Annotated in this window: 14 protein-coding genes; 10 read left to right on the top strand and 4 right to left on the bottom strand. The window is 62.1% G+C overall.

Features of this window, described 5'->3' with window-relative positions:
* The first annotated feature begins 36 nt into the window (after positions 1-36).
* The 4 genes from NKH90_RS01235 to NKH90_RS01220 all read left to right on the top strand — a co-directional run bounded on the left by NKH90_RS01235 (position 37) and on the right by NKH90_RS01220 (position 3,044).
* On the top strand, positions 37-1,410 hold the full coding sequence (locus tag NKH90_RS01235) for a class II 3-deoxy-7-phosphoheptulonate synthase (protein ID WP_254820158.1): 1,374 nt from the start codon (positions 37-39) through the stop codon (positions 1,408-1,410).
* A 149-nt stretch (positions 1,411-1,559) separates the two neighbouring features.
* On the top strand, positions 1,560-1,979 hold the full coding sequence (locus NKH90_RS01230) for a GFA family protein (RefSeq protein WP_352770313.1): 420 nt from the start codon (positions 1,560-1,562) through the stop codon (positions 1,977-1,979).
* A 77-nt stretch (positions 1,980-2,056) separates the two neighbouring features.
* Entirely contained in the window at positions 2,057-2,416 is a 360-nt protein-coding gene (locus NKH90_RS01225) for a diacylglycerol kinase (protein WP_352471749.1), read from the top strand.
* 40 nt (positions 2,417-2,456) lie between these two features.
* Positions 2,457-3,044: a hemerythrin domain-containing protein gene (locus NKH90_RS01220; protein WP_352770316.1), complete on the top strand. Its 588-nt coding sequence runs from the start codon at positions 2,457-2,459 to the stop codon at positions 3,042-3,044.
* Positions 3,045-3,047: 3 nt separating this feature from the next.
* Here NKH90_RS01220 and NKH90_RS01215 read toward each other — a convergent pair whose 3' ends face one another.
* Complete coding sequence (locus tag NKH90_RS01215; protein WP_352502473.1) at positions 3,048-3,635, bottom strand: DedA family protein; 588 nt, start codon at positions 3,633-3,635, stop codon at positions 3,048-3,050.
* The gene (locus tag NKH90_RS01210; protein WP_023680015.1) at positions 3,632-4,195 is read right to left on the bottom strand and encodes a DUF1003 domain-containing protein; all 564 of its coding nucleotides are present in this window, start codon (positions 4,193-4,195) and stop codon (positions 3,632-3,634) included. Before NKH90_RS01210 ends, NKH90_RS01215 begins: the two co-directional genes overlap by 4 nt.
* Positions 4,196-4,278: 83 nt before the next feature.
* On the opposite strand from NKH90_RS01210, the gene NKH90_RS01205 reads away from it, so the two are divergent.
* The 5 genes from NKH90_RS01205 (at position 4,279) to gltX (ending at position 10,876) form a co-directional block, all read left to right on the top strand.
* Positions 4,279-4,992, top strand: a complete 714-nt coding sequence (locus NKH90_RS01205; RefSeq protein ID WP_352770319.1) for a DNA-3-methyladenine glycosylase I — start codon at positions 4,279-4,281, stop codon at positions 4,990-4,992.
* A 65-nt stretch (positions 4,993-5,057) separates the two neighbouring features.
* Complete coding sequence (locus NKH90_RS01200; RefSeq protein WP_352770321.1) at positions 5,058-6,740, top strand: NAD+ synthase; 1,683 nt, start codon at positions 5,058-5,060, stop codon at positions 6,738-6,740.
* Between the two features lie 27 nt (positions 6,741-6,767).
* Positions 6,768-7,181 carry a GNAT family N-acetyltransferase gene (locus tag NKH90_RS01195; protein WP_352770323.1) on the top strand — a complete coding sequence of 138 codons (414 nt, stop codon included), beginning with the start codon at positions 6,768-6,770 and terminating at the stop codon, positions 7,179-7,181.
* A 382-nt stretch (positions 7,182-7,563) separates the two neighbouring features.
* The gene (locus NKH90_RS01190) at positions 7,564-9,369 is read left to right on the top strand and encodes an ABC transporter ATP-binding protein (RefSeq protein WP_352613797.1); all 1,806 of its coding nucleotides are present in this window, start codon (positions 7,564-7,566) and stop codon (positions 9,367-9,369) included.
* 133 nt (positions 9,370-9,502) lie between these two features.
* Complete coding sequence (gltX, locus tag NKH90_RS01185) at positions 9,503-10,876, top strand: glutamate--tRNA ligase (protein ID WP_352471740.1); 1,374 nt, start codon at positions 9,503-9,505, stop codon at positions 10,874-10,876.
* Here the strand turns inward: gltX and NKH90_RS01180 are convergent.
* Complete coding sequence (locus tag NKH90_RS01180) at positions 10,794-11,978, bottom strand: DUF2865 domain-containing protein (RefSeq protein ID WP_352766696.1); 1,185 nt, start codon at positions 11,976-11,978, stop codon at positions 10,794-10,796. The two genes, gltX and NKH90_RS01180, sit on opposite strands and share 83 nt — an antisense overlap.
* 267 nt (positions 11,979-12,245) lie before the next feature.
* On the opposite strand from NKH90_RS01180, the gene NKH90_RS01175 reads away from it, so the two are divergent.
* Positions 12,246-12,866, top strand: a complete 621-nt coding sequence (locus NKH90_RS01175; RefSeq protein ID WP_352613795.1) for a DUF1287 domain-containing protein — start codon at positions 12,246-12,248, stop codon at positions 12,864-12,866.
* Between the two features lie 12 nt (positions 12,867-12,878).
* Here the strand turns inward: NKH90_RS01175 and NKH90_RS01170 are convergent, their stop codons facing one another.
* On the bottom strand, positions 12,879-15,203 hold the full coding sequence (locus NKH90_RS01170) for an NADP-dependent malic enzyme (RefSeq protein WP_352682916.1): 2,325 nt from the start codon (positions 15,201-15,203) through the stop codon (positions 12,879-12,881).
* Between the last annotated feature and the right edge of the window lie 171 nt (positions 15,204-15,374).

Below are 15,374 nucleotides of genomic sequence, written 5' to 3'. Positions count from 1 at the left end.
CGATGGCGTCCGTGTGAAAGAGCGTTAGGTGCTTCGATGACGAAATGGTCGCCGAATTCGTGGAGAGCCAAGCCGATCCAGCAGGTTCCTGCCTATCCGGATCTTGCCGCGCTGAGGAACACGGAAGCCCAGCTTGCCACGTTTCCGCCGTTGGTTTTTGCAGGTGAGGCACGCAAGCTGAAGAAGCAGCTTGCAGCCGTCGCTGCCGGTGACGCATTCCTTCTGCAGGGCGGCGATTGCGCCGAGAGCTTCGCCGAGCATGGCGCCGACAATATCCGCGACTTCTTCCGGGTCTTCCTGCAGATGTCGGTGGTGCTGACCTTCGCCGGCGCCCAGCCGGTGGTGAAGGTCGGCCGTGTCGCCGGCCAGTTCGCCAAGCCGCGCTCGTCCGACAATGAGACCAAGGGCGGTGTGACGCTGCCGAGCTATCGCGGCGACATCATCAATGGCATCGAGTTCGACGCCAAGTCGCGCATTCCAGATCCGGCAAGACAGGAGATGGCGTACCGCCAGTCGGCGGCGACGCTCAACCTGTTGCGTGCCTTCGCCCAGGGCGGCTACGCCAGCCTGGAGAACGTGCATCAATGGATGCTCGGCTTCGTGTCCGACAGCCCGCAGGGCGAGAAATACGAGTCGCTCGCCAACCGCATCACCGAGACGATGGACTTCATGAAGGCCGTCGGCATCACCTCGGAGACCAATTACGCGCTGCGCGAGACGGATTTCTACACCAGCCACGAAGCGTTGCTGCTCGGCTACGAGGAGGCGCTGACCCGCGTCGATTCGACCTCCGGCGACTGGTACGCCACCTCTGGCCACATGATCTGGATCGGTGATCGCACGCGCCAACCCGACCATGCGCATGTCGAATATTGCCGCGGCATCAAGAACCCGCTCGGGCTGAAATGCGGTCCGTCGCTGACGCCGGATGGCCTGTTGCAGCTCATCGACCTGCTCAATCCGGAGAACGAGCCCGGCCGGCTGACGCTGATCGCCCGCTTCGGCTCCGACAAGGTTGCCGACCATCTGCCCAAACTGGTGCGCGCGGTGCAGAAGGAAGGCCGCAGCGTGGTGTGGTCGTCCGACCCAATGCACGGCAATACGATCGAGGCCGCCGGCTACAAGACACGGCCGTTCGACCGCATCCTGAAGGAAGTGCAGACCTTCTTCGAGGTGCACCGCGCCGAAGGCACGCATCCGGGCGGCATCCACATCGAGATGACCGGCAAAAACGTCACCGAGTGCACCGGTGGTGCCCGCGCCATCACCGCCGAAGAACTGCAGGACCGCTACCACACCCATTGCGATCCGCGCCTCAATGCCGATCAGGCGATCGAGCTGGCGTTCCTGGTGTCCGATCTGCTCAAGAAGAGCCATCCGGTCCAGCACAAGCAGGCCGTTAACGGCTGATATGATCTGAACTTTGATGTCGTTGAAGAAGCGCCGGGCGAAAACCGGCGCTTTTTGTATTCAATCCCGCCGGTGTCGCATTTGCTCGTGCCTAACGCGCGCAAAACTGGAATCCTGCCAGGCGATGGCAATTGCATCGGGAGGCCGACATGGCTGACAGTCACACCGGATCATGCTTGTGCGGGGCAGTGCGGTTCAAGACACGAGGACCGCTACGCGGTGTCATCTACTGCCATTGCTCGCAGTGCCGGAAGCAGAGCGGGCATTTTTATGCGGCGACCAACGTTGCCGACCGCGACATTACAATCGCCGGCGCGGAGAGCATCACCTGGTACGAGGCCTCTTCGTTCGCCAGGCGCGGCTTCTGCAAGACATGCGGCTCTCTATTGTTCTGGAAGCCGAGCGATGACGGCTATGTTTCGGTGATGGCAGGGCTGTTCGACGCGCCAACCAGGCTCCAAGGCGAATGTCATATCTTCGTCGGCGACAAGGGCGATTATTACGCCATCGATGACGGGCTGCCGCAGTTCGAGAAGTCGACGCCGTCGATCAAGGTGGCAGACGGCTGATTCTTTGCAGAGGCCGCCTTATTCCCTTGGTCCAGCCATTGCGCTATCCCCTGCCGGTGATTCCGAAGGGTTTTGGCATGCAGCGACTGATCGACGCTTTTTACAATTCGGTGCGGGCGTTTCGCAAACTGGCCGCCGGCGAGGAGGCCTTCCAGCTGGAGCTGACGCTGCTCGTGCTTGCCTTGCCGCTCGGCTGGTTCCTTTCGGAATCGTGGCGCGGCTATGCGTTGCTGATCGGCGCGGTGCTGCTCATGATCATGATCGAGGTGCTGAACACCGGCATCGAGGCGGCATGCGACGCGTTCAGCCGCGAATTCAACGTCGATATCCAACTGGCCAAGGATTGCGGTTCGCTGGCGGTGCTGATTTCGGTGGTGATCGCTGCCGGGGTATGGGGCGTCGCCGTCATCGAGCGGATCCTCGGGGTACCGATCTGACGTTTCAGACACTACATGCCGGTCAACTGAGGGGCCCGACATGGCCGATACCACCGGATTTCTGTTGCTTGAACGTGACGGCCTGCCGGACGATCTGCACTGGCTGGTCGAAAAATATCCGCGCGAGGACTGGCAGGCGCATGCCAATATCCACGGCATAGCCAATATGTGGCTGCAGCGGCACGACATGTTCCGCGAGCTTGGCGGCATGCTCACCAATGGTATCGGCGATTATCGAGAAAGTAGGCTGAACGCGCCGGAATTCGCGCGCTGGTTCGCGCCGCGCCTCAACCATTTCCTCGGCAATCTCGACGGCCATCACAATGTCGAGGACCATCATTATTTCCCGGTCTTCGCCAGGGCCGAGACCCGTCTGAAGCGCGGCTTCGAGATTCTCGATGCCGATCACCACACAATCCATGAGGGACTGGAGCGCAATGCCGAGGCGGCAAATGCCTTCATCCGCACGCTTCAGGAGAGCGAAGACAAACAGCGTTTCGCCGCCGATGCCTATGCCGACGAGAACGGCCGGTTGATCGCCATGTTGACCCGGCATCTTGCCGACGAGGAAGACCTGATCATTCCGCTGATCCTCGAGAAGGGTGATCGTGCGCTCGGCATTGATTGACGATCAGCTTCCCTTGTGGAGTTCCTTCTTGGCGACGATATGGGCCGCGAGCCAGCCGAGGATGGCCACAACGAGGCCGATTGCCAGAGCGATCAGTAATCGCTCGTGACGAGCCAGCGCTTGGCCGACGATGTGCTCCGCGCCCAGCCCGAAGACATAACCGACAGTGCAGAACAGTGCCGCCCAGACCACCGATGAGATGGCGTTGAGGATGACGAAGCGCGCCGCCGCAATGCCCGACAGCCCGGCGGCGATGCCGCCGACCAGGCGGAGGCCATAGATGTAGCGGTTCGACAGCACGAAAATGTTGGGATGAGAGGTGACAAGGCGGTAGGCGTGGCTGAAGCCCGGCCGGGCTCGGAGCCTGATCACGAATTTATGGTCGGCGAAGCTCCGTCCCAAGATGAAGAAGAACGTGTCGCCACCGAAGGCGCCGAGCGCGGCTGCGAGAAACGCCTGCCACGGGATGAAGACATGCTGATGCGCAAAAAAACCGCCAAGAATTGCGGCGCTTTCGCCCTCTGCGACGCAGCCCAGAAAAACCGCGACCAATCCATATTGCTCAATGAGACGATGGATGACTTCCGTCATGAAGACGTTCGCTGCTTCGACAGAATGTCGTCGATGCGCTTCACCTGCTCGGCCAGCCGGGCGATCTCGTCTCGCATGCCGATGATCTGGCTGTGGCGCAGTTCGTCGAGCTTTTCGTGTAACGCCATGATCTCGATCTCGGCCTTGAGATTAACCTCATAGTCGTGGGCGGCGTCGATTCGATCGCGCTCCGTCTGGCGGTTTTGCGCCATCATGATCACTGGCGCCTGCAGGGCGGCAACCATGGAAAGCACGAGATTGAGGAAGATGAAGGGATAGGGATCGAAGGCGGCGCGCGACAAGAGCCAGACATTGCCTGCCGTCCACAGGATCAGGAAGCCAATGAATGCCAGGATGAAGGACCAAGAGCCGCCGATCCGGGCGATGGTGTCGGCCAGGCGATCTCCAAACGTCTGGTGAAAGGCGACGGCCTTGTTGGTGTCCTTGGAGATCGTGGTGCGCTCGAGCGTAGATTGCAGTACCCGGCTTTCGAGCGCGCTGAGGCCGTCCGGCTTTCGCTTCAGCCAGCGGCTTGCCAGGTCCTCGATCGTTTTGTTCATCGTCGCCTCCGTCGTCCGCGATGAGGTAGACGCTGCCGGTTCCTACGGGAAGTGGTAGATTGACGCGATGGGGTCAGGAAACAATGGTGGATTTTCAGAAAATTCGCGCCCGTGCAGCGAAGCGCAAAGGCGGTGAGGCAGCGCTGACGTCGCTGCTGGGTCCTATGCCCGACAATGCCGAGGTGGCAAAGATTACGGACGACCGGATCCTGTCGACCATGGCCGAGCGGGTTTTTGCCGCCGGCTTTGTCTGGCGCGTCATCGAGCAGAAATGGCCGGGTTTCGAGGAAGCATTTCTTGGCTTCGAGCCGAAGCGGCTGCTGTTCCAGCCTGACGATTTCTGGCACGATCTCACATTCGACAAGCGCATCGTCCGCAATCCGCAGAAGATCAAATCCGTACGCGACAACGCAGCCTTCGTCGAGCGCGTGTCGAAGGAGCATGGCAGCTTCGGCAAGTTCCTGGCCAATTGGCCGGCGGATGACCAGGTCGGATTGATGGCCTATCTCGGCAAGCATGGCAGCCGGCTCGGCGGCAATACCGGCCAGTATTTTCTGCGCTGGCTGGAGTGGGACGCCTTCATCGTCTCGGCCGACATGGCGGCAGCGCTGCGCGACGCCGGGCTCGACATCGCGCAGAGCCCGACATCGAAGAAGGACCTGGACAAGATCCAAGTACAGATAAACGCCTGGGCGGCGGAAACCGGGCTGCCGCGCCGGCACATTTCGCGCATTCTGGCAATGTCGATCGGCGAGAACCATCCGCCGGAAGCCTTGCGCGAATATATGGGCGAATAGGATCGACTGTTTGGTCCAAACGAACGCCATTGCTCGACGAATTTTGCCGCGCTAAACCCACGGGCATGACAGACAAGACCGCTCCAGACATATTGCGCATCGCCGTCGCCCAGCTCAATCCGACGGTCGGCGACGTCGCCGGCAATCTTGCCAAGGCACGCGAGGCGAGGGCGGATGCCGCCCGCCAAGGCGCCGACCTCGTGCTGTTTACCGAGCTTTTCCTTGCCGGCTATCCGCCTGAGGATCTGGTGCTGAAGCCCGCCTTCCTGAAGGCCTGCGAGCGGGCGGCGGAGGATTTCGCCGGCGATACCGCCGACGGCGGCCCGGGTTTCGTCATCGGCACGCCGTTGAAGCGCAAGACCGGCACGCACAATTCGATCATCTTTGCCGATGGCGGCAAGATCCTTGCCGAACGCTACAAGCTCGATCTGCCGAATTACGGTGAGTTCGACGAGAAGCGCGTCTTCCAGGCCGGCCCCGAGATCCAGGGGCCGGTCAATTTCCGCGGCGTGCGCGTGGGAGTGCCGATCTGCGAAGATATCTGGGGCGAGGTTGCCGTCTGCGAGACGCTGGCCGAAAGCGGCGCGGAAATCCTGCTGGTCCCGAACGGCTCGCCTTATTACCGCGGCAAGGTCGACGTCCGCCACCAGATCGTTATCCGCCAGGTCATCGAATGCGGACTGCCGATTATCTATGCCAACCAGCTTGGCGGCCAGGACGAGCTGGTTTTCGATGGCGCATCGTTTGCCATAGGTTCTGACAAGACGCTGGCCTTCCAGATGAGCCAGTTCGAGGAGACGGTCAACGTCACCACCTGGAAGCGAAAGAATGACATCTGGGTCTGCTCTGACGGACCGATGTCGAAAATCCCGGAGAAGGAGGAGGCCGACTACCGCGCCTGCATGTTGGGCCTGCGCGATTACGTCAACAAGAACGGCTTCAAGAATGTCGTGCTCGGCCTCTCCGGCGGCATCGATTCGGCGATCTGCGCGGCACTTGCCGTTGATGCGCTCGGCGAGGAACGGCTGCGCGCCGTGATGATGCCTTACCGCTACACTTCGAAGGACTCGCTGAAGGATGCCGAGGACTGCGCCCGCGCACTCGGCTGCCGCTACGATATCGTGCCGATCTTCGAGCCGGTCGAAGGTTTCCTGCACGCGCTGACGCAGCTTTTCGAGGGTACCAAGGAAGGTATTACCGAGGAGAACCTGCAGAGCCGTGCACGCGGCACTATCCTGATGGCGATTTCCAACAAGTTCGGCTCGATGGTGGTCACTACCGGCAACAAGAGCGAGATGTCGGTAGGCTATGCCACGCTTTATGGCGACATGAACGGCGGCTTCAATCCGATCAAGGATCTTTACAAGATGCAGGTCTATGCGTTGTCGAGTTGGCGCAACGCGCACGTGCCGCCGGGTGCGCTCGGTCCGTCCGGCGAGGTGATCCCGACCAACATCATCGACAAGGCGCCCTCGGCGGAACTGCGAGAGAACCAGACCGACCAGGATTCGCTGCCGCCCTATCCAGTGCTCGATGACATATTGGAGTGTCTGGTCGAGAACGAGATGGGCGTCGACGAGATCGTTGCGCGCGGCCATGACCGGGCGACGGTGGCGCGTGTCGAGCACCTGCTTTACGTCGCAGAATACAAGCGCCGGCAGGCGGCGCCCGGCGTGAAGATCACCAGGAAGAACTTTGGCCGCGATCGCCGTTATCCCATCACCAACCGGTTCAGGGATCGCGGGTAGGCCATTGGCCTGCGTAACGGTTTAGCCATGGCCAACCTTGAAATCAGCTTTGACCTGTCGCGGATCGACTTCCGGGCGACATCCGACATTTTGAAGGCGAGCTATTGGGGCAGCGGCCGCAGCGATGAACTGCACCGCCGCGCTTTTGCCAACTCACTGTGCGTCGGCGCCTATGTCGGCGGCAATCAGGTCGGCTTCGGCCGGGCGATCACCGACCGTACGGTATTTGCCTATCTCGCCGACATAATTGTCTGGCCCGGGTATCGCGGACAAGGCATCGGAACCCGGCTTGTCCAGGCGCTTATCGACCACTCGGACGTCAAGACGGTCACGCGTTGGAGCCTGTCGACCAACGACGCCCATGCGGTTTACGAGAAGCTCGGCTTCAGGCCTTCCACCGATGGCCGCTATATGCGCCTCGACCGTATCCCGGCAACCTGAACAGAGGCAGCGCACAACCCGCGATTGTTGCAAAATCGTCTCACTGCTTGGACCAGATGCGCTTTTGGCTATCTACTGACTTGGCGCGGCGTTGAGGCGTCTCTATAAACACCTCTCCGCGATTCCCCTTCAGGAGGAACCGAATGCCAGGATTTGACATCGTTATGCGAGGCTGCGAAGCCTAGGTCTTGGTCAGTGCGCCGCGAGATAGCCTCGCGGCAAGGCTGAACCGAGGCAGGTATTTCGCCGCTGCCGGTCGCCGCCCCTCTACAGGGCCGCCAAATACGCCAAACCTCCGCATCTCCGGGCGCCAAACGGCGCCGACGCGGTTTTTCAATTTCTACTTTCGTGGGATCGGGCTCGTTTGCGCCCGAATGACATCATGACTCGTTTTCGAATAGATTTGCGCGCGGGCGCCTTTCGCAGCGTTCTTGGCTTCACGCTCAGCCATTGGCGGTGTCAGCCGTGGCGGCTTGCCGGCATTATGGGCACATTCCTGCTGTCGACCTTGGCCGACGTGCTGACGCCGCTCTATTCCGGCCGGCTGGTGGATGCCGTCGCCAGCAGTGCTGCGGCCGACGATGTTGCGTGGAACGCGGCGACAGCGGCCTTTTCGATGCTGGTGGCCCTGGCGCTCACCGGTGTCGTGCTGCGCAATCTCGCCTTCATGGCCATTGTCGAGCTGACGTTGAAGATGATGGCGGATATCGCCGCCGACGCCTTCCACCGCGTCCAGCGCTTCTCCACCGACTGGCACGCCAACAGCTTCGCCGGATCGACGGTGCGCAAGATAACGCGCGGCATGTGGGCGCTCGACCTGCTCAACGACACGATCCTGATCGCGCTGCTGCCATCGGTCGTCATGCTCGTCGGCTCGACGCTGCTGCTTGGCTGGTTCTGGCCGCTGATGGGTGCTGTCGTCGCCACCGGTTCGGTTCTGTTCATCGCGGTGACGACGATGCTGTCGCTTGGCTATGTCGCGCCCGCGGCAAGGCTTGCCAATGCGTGGGATACACGGCTCGGCGGCTCGCTGGCCGACGCGGTAAGCTGCAACGCCGTGGTCAAGGGTTTTGGCGCCGAGGAACGCGAGGAGACGCGGCTCGCCGAGGTCGTCGCCAAATGGCGCGGTCGCACGCGCCGCACCTGGATGCGCGGCACCGTCAACGGCACCACGCAAGGGACGATGCTGCTGCTTTTGAGGGCAGCGGTCATCGGGTTCTCCCTGCTGTTGTGGTCGTGGGGGCAGGCGAGCGCCGGCGATGTCGCCTTCGTGCTGACCTCATTCTTCGTGCTGCAAGGCTATCTGCGCGACATCGGCACACATATCCGCAATCTGCAGCGCTCGATCAACGACATGGAGGAACTGGTCGACTTCCAGTCCGAACCACTCGGCATCGAGGATCGGCCCGGAGCCAAACCGATCCGGATCACCGATGGCCGTATCACCTTCGACAATGTCACGTTCCACTATGGCAGCCACCGCCTGCCGCTCTATCGCGACTTTTCGGTGGACATCGCGCCGGGCGAACGGGTTGGGCTGGTTGGCCATTCGGGCTCCGGCAAGACGACATTCGTCAAGCTGATCCAGCGCCTCTACGACGTGACTGCGGGCAATATCCTGATCGACGGCCAGGATATTGCGAATGTGGCGCAGGCGTCGCTGCGCGCACAGATCGCAATCGTCCAGCAGGAGCCGATCCTGTTTCACCGGTCGCTGGCCGAAAACATCGCCTATGCTCGGCCGGCCGCCACGCAGGCCGAGATCGAGCACGCGGCGCGATTGGCCAGCGCGCATGACTTCATTGCCAATTTGCCGAAAGGCTATGGCACGCTGGTCGGCGAGCGTGGCGTAAAGCTATCGGGTGGTGAGCGTCAGCGCGTTGCAATCGCACGCGCCTTTCTTGCCGATGCGCGCATTCTCATCCTGGATGAGGCAACGTCGAGCCTCGATTCGGAATCGGAGGTGCTGATCCAGCAGGCGATGGAGCGGTTGATGGTCGGCCGCACGACGCTGGTCATTGCCCACCGGCTGTCGACGGTGCGGGCGCTGGACAGGCTTTTGGTGTTCGATCGCGGCCGCATCGTCGAAGAGGGCTCGCATGACCAACTGATCCGGCTGCAAGGCGGCATCTACCGCCGGCTGTTCGAACGCCAGGCGCTTGAACTGACCAAAGGCCTGGTGATCTGACGGTTGCGGTGCCGCGCGTCTTGATAGACGTGCGGCGCTGCAGTCTTTTCTTCGCCTTTGTCATGTTCTATGTCTGCCGCCGAGCGCGGGGGCGCGTCTTGTCAACAGCAAAACCATCCGGTACGCCCTGCTCATGACAGTTACCGTCCGTTTCGCCCCGTCACCGACCGGCCGCATCCATATCGGCAATGCGCGCACCGCTTTGTTCAATTGGCTGTTCGCCATCAAGAACAAAGGCCGCTTCATCCAGCGCTTCGACGACACCGACGTCGCCCGTTCGACGCAGGAGTTTTCCGACGCTATCCTATATGACCTGCATTGGCTGGGCATCTTCCCCGATGCCACGGAGTACCAGTCGCGGCGGGTCGAAATCTACGATGCCGCACTGGAGAGGCTGAAGGAGGCGCGCCTCGTTTATGCTTGCTATGAGACGCCTGAAGAGCTCGACCTGAGGCGCAAGGTGCGCCGCACGCGTGGCCTGCCGCCAGTCTATGGCCGCGAGGCGCTGACGCTGGCACCCGAGCAGGTGGCGGAATATGAGGCCGATGGCCGGCGGCCGCACTGGCGCTTTCTGCTGCCCAACTTCAGCAGCGATCCGCTACAGCCGGAGCGCACCGAAATCCACTGGAACGACCTGGTGCGCGGCGAAGAGACCGTCGACCTCGCCTCGCTTTCAGACCCGGTTCTGCGGCGTGAGGACGGCACCTACCTCTACACATTGCCTTCGGTTGTCGACGACATCGACATGGGCGTCAGCCATGTCATTCGCGGCGACGACCACGTCACCAATACCGGCGTCCAGATAGCCCTGTTCCGAGCACTTGGCGCGGAGCCGCCGGTGTTCGGCCACCACAATCTCCTGACAACGGCATCAGGCGAGGGACTTTCGAAGCGCACCGGCGCGCTGTCCATCCAGAGCCTGCGTGAGAGCGGCATCGAGCCGATGGCGATCGCTTCGCTGGCGGTGCTCGTCGGCACCTCGGAAAACGTCGTGGCGGTGCCAACGATGGCCGAGCTAGTCGAGCGCTTCGATCCGGCTGCAACATCGAAATCCGCCGCCAAATTCGATCCGGACGAACTCTTCGTGCTCAACCGCACGCTGCTGCATCACATGCCGTTTTCCGAGGCGCGCGACCGGCTGATCGTGCTCGGCATCTCCGGCGAACAGGCCGAGTCTTTCTGGCTGGCCGTGCGCGGCAATCTCGACAGGCTGGCCGATGCGGCGATCTGGTGGCGTACGCTTCGAGACGGTCCAGAGGAGCCGGCGGAGTTTTCCGACGAGGACCGCGACTTTCTTCGCCAGGCATTCGAGTTGCTGCCGGAAGAGCCTTGGAACGGCACCGTCTGGAAGGACTGGACGGGCAAGATCCGAGCGGCGAGCGGCCGTAAGGGCAAGGCGCTGTTCATGCCGCTCAGGCTGGCGCTTACGGGACAGCCTTCGGGTCCGGAGCTTGCAGATCTGTTGCCGCTGCTGGGTCGGGAAGGAACGTTGGCCCGACGACCCTGACCTTGCGCTGCTCCGGCGGCGGCAGCGATGTCGGCGAGGGCACAGGTTTGACAGCAAGGCGTCTGATCGCCCCACGGTCGAGGCCGTCTTGCGCATTGGCCAAGGACTCCGGGTCGGCGCCCGGATCAGGCCTGGCAACCGGCAGCGGAATGAACGGGGTACTCTCTACATTCGCCTCGGATTGTTCCCGGGTTGGCGGGTTGCCGGCGATGATCTCGAAATTCTGCGCGGCGTTGCAGCCGCAGGTCGGCGGCCGCGGCATGTCGGATTGCTTGTAGAGGTAGGCCGTCGGCAGTTCGATATAAGGCCTGCCCGTCACCGAAGACGTCATCGACGCCGAATCGCTGTTCACGCCGCGCGTGTAGAAAACCTGCATCTCGGTGCCGGGGCAGCTCGATTCGCAATTCTTCTGATCGCGCTCGAAATCGCCCAGCGAGGCAGCATTCGACATCGGGAAGAAATAGCCGTCGCAGGTCCGCACACACATGGTGCGGAATTCGCCTTGGGGCTGGCCCATGTCGGCGCTGTTGAGCACGGTGCGGATGTTGCCCGGCTGGCTCAGTTCTTCAGCCTGGTCGGCCTCTTCGGGCTGACTGCCCAAAAGCTGGTCGAGCAGGTTTCGCTTGCCGTTTTCACGGTTGGCTTCGCGGACCGGCGCGGGCGTCCGCGCCGCCGCATCATCGCGGCAGCCATTGGCGTCAAGCAACGTCAATATGCGCGCACGATCACGTCGCGAACCACCGCCGGCAAGGTCGCCGCGCTTGGCCTGCAGGGCGTCGAGATTGGCTGCCATGCGATCGATGGTGGCGTCGAGTGCTGCGCATGCGTTGGCGTTGCGGCGAGACAGCGAAAAGCCGCAGCCGGCGCTGCTGGCCTGGCTGACGGCCTTTGAAATCTGCTGGCGCTGCCGGACGATTGCGTCGTCATATTTCCTGAGCAAAGCCGGTTTGCCGCCGCCACCACGAGAAGCGGCGGCAAGATCGGCTTCAAGCTGGCGGCAGAGGCGCGGAGCGGCCCGCGCCTGAGTGACGGCAATGTCGCACATTAGCAGGGCACCGAGCAGCGCGGCGGCACGCGTCAGCTTCCAACATGCGCCCGTCATCCCTCCGAAACTCCGCCTGCCTGTCGTTCAGAAAGCTACCGCGCTTGCGGTTAATCGTTTGTTTAGCATACCGCCGATTCCAGCTTCAGCCCAAATCGGCGATGGCTTGCGCCAGTGCGCGGCTTCGATCACGACCGGTGCTGTCATATCGACCACGCCACACGACATATTCGGACAGAACCAGAACCGCGACATCCTGGCGTTGCACGAAAAAAGGCGTATTCGCCTAGAAGAATGCCTGGATTCAGTAACGCCCGGAGGCTTGGCATGACCGCGATTACCCGTCGAGCCGCACTGCAATTTGGTCTTTTGTGCCTGGCGATGCCGGTTGCCTTGGCGCAGGAAAAGCCCATCACGCCGGATTGGGGTACCAAATTGGTCGAAGCTGCCCGTGAGCAGATCGGCGTCACCACACTCTACGATCCGACCTATACACGCCTGGCCTATCCGGGCGGGGACGTTGAGCCCGAGCGGGGTGTGTGCACGGATGTCGTGATCCGTGCCTATCGCCGCGCCTTCGATCTCGACCTGCAAAAATTGGTGCATGAGGATATGCGGGCCAATTTTGCCGCCTATCCGAAGGCTTGGGGCTTGAAAGCGCCGGACCGCAACATCGACCACCGCCGTGTGCCCAATCTTGCGGTCTATTTCGAGCGGCGCGGTGCCGCCTTGCCCGTCAGCCAAGACCCCGCCGATTATCGGCCTGGGGATCTCGTCGCCCAGATGCTGCCCGGCAATCTGCCGCATATTGCCATCGTGTCGTCCAATCGCTCCACATTGGTACCGACAAGAAGACTGGTCATTCACAATATCGGCGGCGGCGCCAGGGAAGAGGACACTTTGTCTGCCTTCAGGCAGACAGGGCATTTCCGGTTCAAGCCAATCTGAGAAGGCCCATGGCTAGCCCAGCTCGACGATGGCTTGCGCCTTATGCGCGGCTTCGACCACTGCCAGTGCGGTCATGTTGACGACACCGCGCGACGTCACCGACGGCGTCAATATGTGCGCCGGGCTGTCGGTGCCGAGCAGGATCGGGCCGACATGCAGCGCGTCCATCATCGTGCGCAGCGCGGTCAGCGTGATGTTCGCCGAATCGAGATTGGGGAACACCAGCAGATTGGCTTCGCCCTTCAGCCGCGAATGCGGATAGACGCGCTGGCGCAGCTGCTCCGACAGTGCCGAGTCGGCATGCATCTCGCCGTCGCATTGCAGGTCGGGCGCGATGCGCGCCAGGATCGCCGCCGCCTGCCGCATCTTCATGGCGCTTGGCGAATCGCGGGAGCCGAAATCCGAATGCGAAAGCAGGGCTGCCTTGGGCTCGATGCCAAAACGCTGAATCTCCTCGGCCGCCAGAACGGTCATCTCCGCAATCTCCTCGGCGGTCGGATCGACGGAGACATGGGTATCGGTGAGGAAAATAATGCCGCGCTGCGAAATCAGCATGGAAAGCGTCGACAGGTCGCGATCCCTAATGCCGGCGCGTGGCCCGATGATCAGCGTGACGTTGCGCAAATGGCGCTCGAAACGGCCCTCAAGGCCACAGACCATGGCGTCGGCGTCGCCGCGCTTCAGGGCAAGGGCGGCGATCACCGTATTGTCGGTGCGCACCATGGTGCGTGCCGCTTCCGTAGTCACCCCACGGCGGCCGGCAAGCTCGATCAAAAGGTCGACATAGTGGCGGTAACGCGGATCATCTTCCGGGTTGATCAGGCCGAAATCGACGCCCGGCTTGATGCGCAGCCCATAGCGTTTCAACCGCACCTCGATGACGTGCGGGCGGCCGATCAGGATCGGTTCGGCTATGCCTTCCTCGAGCACGACCTGCGCGGCGCGAAGCACGCGCTCGTCCTCGCCGTCGGCATAGATGACGCGCTTGGCGCTTGACGTCTTGGCCATCGAGAACACGGGCTTCATGACCAGGCCGGAGCGGAAGACGAAGCGGTTCAGCTTGTCGATATAGGCGGCGAAATCGGTGATCGGCCGGGTCGCGACGCCGGTCTCGCAGGCTGCCTTGGCAACGGCGGGGGCAATGCGCAGGATCAGCCGCGGATCGAAAGGCGAGGGGATCAGGAACTCCGGGCCGAAGATCGGCGTCTCGCCGGAATAGGCGCGCGCGGCAACGTCGGACGGCTCTTCGCGGGCAAGCGCTGCGATCGCCCGAACGGCGGCCATTTTCATCTCTTCGTTGATGGCACTTGCGCCGCAATCCAGCGCGCCACGGAAGATGTAAGGAAAACAGAGTACGTTATTGACTTGATTGGGGAAATCGGAGCGGCCGGTGCAGATCATCGCATCGGGTCGCGCCGCCCGTGCCGCTTCCGGCATGATCTCGGGATTGGGGTTGGCCAGCGCCAGGATCAACGGCTTGGGCGCCATGTGGTGCAGCAATTCCGTCTTCAGCACGCCGGCGGCAGACAGGCCGAGAAACACGTCGGCGCCGGGCAGAACGTCGGCCAGCGCGCGCGCCTCGGTGTCCTTCACATAAGGGTCTTTCCAGCGGTCCATCTCCTCGACGCGGCCCTTATGGGCGACGCCGAACCGGTCGGTGACCCAGATGTTTTCGACCCGCGCGCCGAGCGAGACCAGAAGGTTGAGGCAGGCGAGCGCCGCAGCACCTGCGCCCGACGTGACGATCTTGATGTCCGAGATCGACTTGCCGGCGAATTCCAGCCCGTTGAGCACGGCGGCAGCGACGATGATGGCGGTGCCGTGCTGGTCGTCATGGAAGACCGGTATGCCCATGCGCGCTTTCAACTGCTCCTCGACCTCGAAGCATTCAGGCGCCTTGATGTCTTCCAGGTTGATGCCGCCGAAGGTCGGCTCCAGTGCCGAGATCGTCTCGACCATGCGCTCGATGCCCGGTGCATCGATCTCGATGTCGAAAACGTCGATGCCGGCGAATTTCTTGAACAGCACCGCCTTGCCTTCCATCACCGGCTTGGAGGCGAGCGGACCGATATTGCCGAGGCCCAGCACCGCCGAACCGTTGGTGACAACGCCGACCAGATTGGCGCGGGCTGTATAGTCGGCAGCGGTTGCCGGGTCGTCGCGGATTTCAAGGCAGGGGGCAGCTACACCCGGCGAATAGGCAAGCGCCAGGTCGCGCTGATTGCCCAGTGGCTTCGTCGCCTGGATTTCCAGCTTTCCGGGACGGGGGTGCTTATGGAAATAGAGCGCTGCTTCGTCGAGGTCGGATCGAGCCGCCTTCTTGCTTTCGCCTGTCATGACGGCCGCCTCCTCAGTTCAGTCCGTTTGATGTTTTGAGTCTCTTAGCATGCAGCCGAGGCTTTTCGAGAGGTGATATGTCGCAAGCGCGACGCTCATGGCTTCGCATTACCCTAACTTTGCGATCTGCTGTGGAAGATGTTTGCGACGAAGTAGTGCTGCGGCGAGCTA

The organism is Mesorhizobium sp. M0898, assembly GCF_040319695.1.
Lineage (GTDB): Bacteria > Pseudomonadota > Alphaproteobacteria > Rhizobiales > Rhizobiaceae > Mesorhizobium.
The sequence above is the reverse complement of the archived record's forward strand: the minus strand, read 5'-3'. Positions and strand labels throughout refer to the sequence as shown.

Bases quoted from the DNA above. Each gene is read 5' to 3' on its own strand.
- NKH90_RS01235 (WP_254820158.1), top strand. From the start codon at position 37: ATGACGAAATGGTCGCCGAATTCGTGGAGAGCCAAGCCGATCCAGCAG.
- NKH90_RS01230 (WP_352770313.1), top strand. From the start codon at position 1,560: ATGGCTGACAGTCACACCGGATCATGCTTGTGCGGGGCAGTGCGGTTC.
- NKH90_RS01225 (WP_352471749.1), top strand. From the start codon at position 2,057: ATGCAGCGACTGATCGACGCTTTTTACAATTCGGTGCGGGCGTTTCGC.
- NKH90_RS01220 (WP_352770316.1), top strand. From the start codon at position 2,457: ATGGCCGATACCACCGGATTTCTGTTGCTTGAACGTGACGGCCTGCCG.
- NKH90_RS01215 (WP_352502473.1), bottom strand. From the start codon at position 3,635: ATGACGGAAGTCATCCATCGTCTCATTGAGCAATATGGATTGGTCGCG.
- NKH90_RS01210 (WP_023680015.1), bottom strand. From the start codon at position 4,195: ATGAACAAAACGATCGAGGACCTGGCAAGCCGCTGGCTGAAGCGAAAG.
- NKH90_RS01205 (WP_352770319.1), top strand. From the start codon at position 4,279: ATGGTGGATTTTCAGAAAATTCGCGCCCGTGCAGCGAAGCGCAAAGGC.
- NKH90_RS01200 (WP_352770321.1), top strand. From the start codon at position 5,058: ATGACAGACAAGACCGCTCCAGACATATTGCGCATCGCCGTCGCCCAG.
- NKH90_RS01195 (WP_352770323.1), top strand. From the start codon at position 6,768: ATGGCCAACCTTGAAATCAGCTTTGACCTGTCGCGGATCGACTTCCGG.
- NKH90_RS01190 (WP_352613797.1), top strand. From the start codon at position 7,564: ATGACTCGTTTTCGAATAGATTTGCGCGCGGGCGCCTTTCGCAGCGTT.
- gltX (WP_352471740.1), top strand. From the start codon at position 9,503: ATGACAGTTACCGTCCGTTTCGCCCCGTCACCGACCGGCCGCATCCAT.
- NKH90_RS01180 (WP_352766696.1), bottom strand. From the start codon at position 11,978: ATGACGGGCGCATGTTGGAAGCTGACGCGTGCCGCCGCGCTGCTCGGT.
- NKH90_RS01175 (WP_352613795.1), top strand. From the start codon at position 12,246: ATGACCGCGATTACCCGTCGAGCCGCACTGCAATTTGGTCTTTTGTGC.
- NKH90_RS01170 (WP_352682916.1), bottom strand. From the start codon at position 15,203: ATGACAGGCGAAAGCAAGAAGGCGGCTCGATCCGACCTCGACGAAGCA.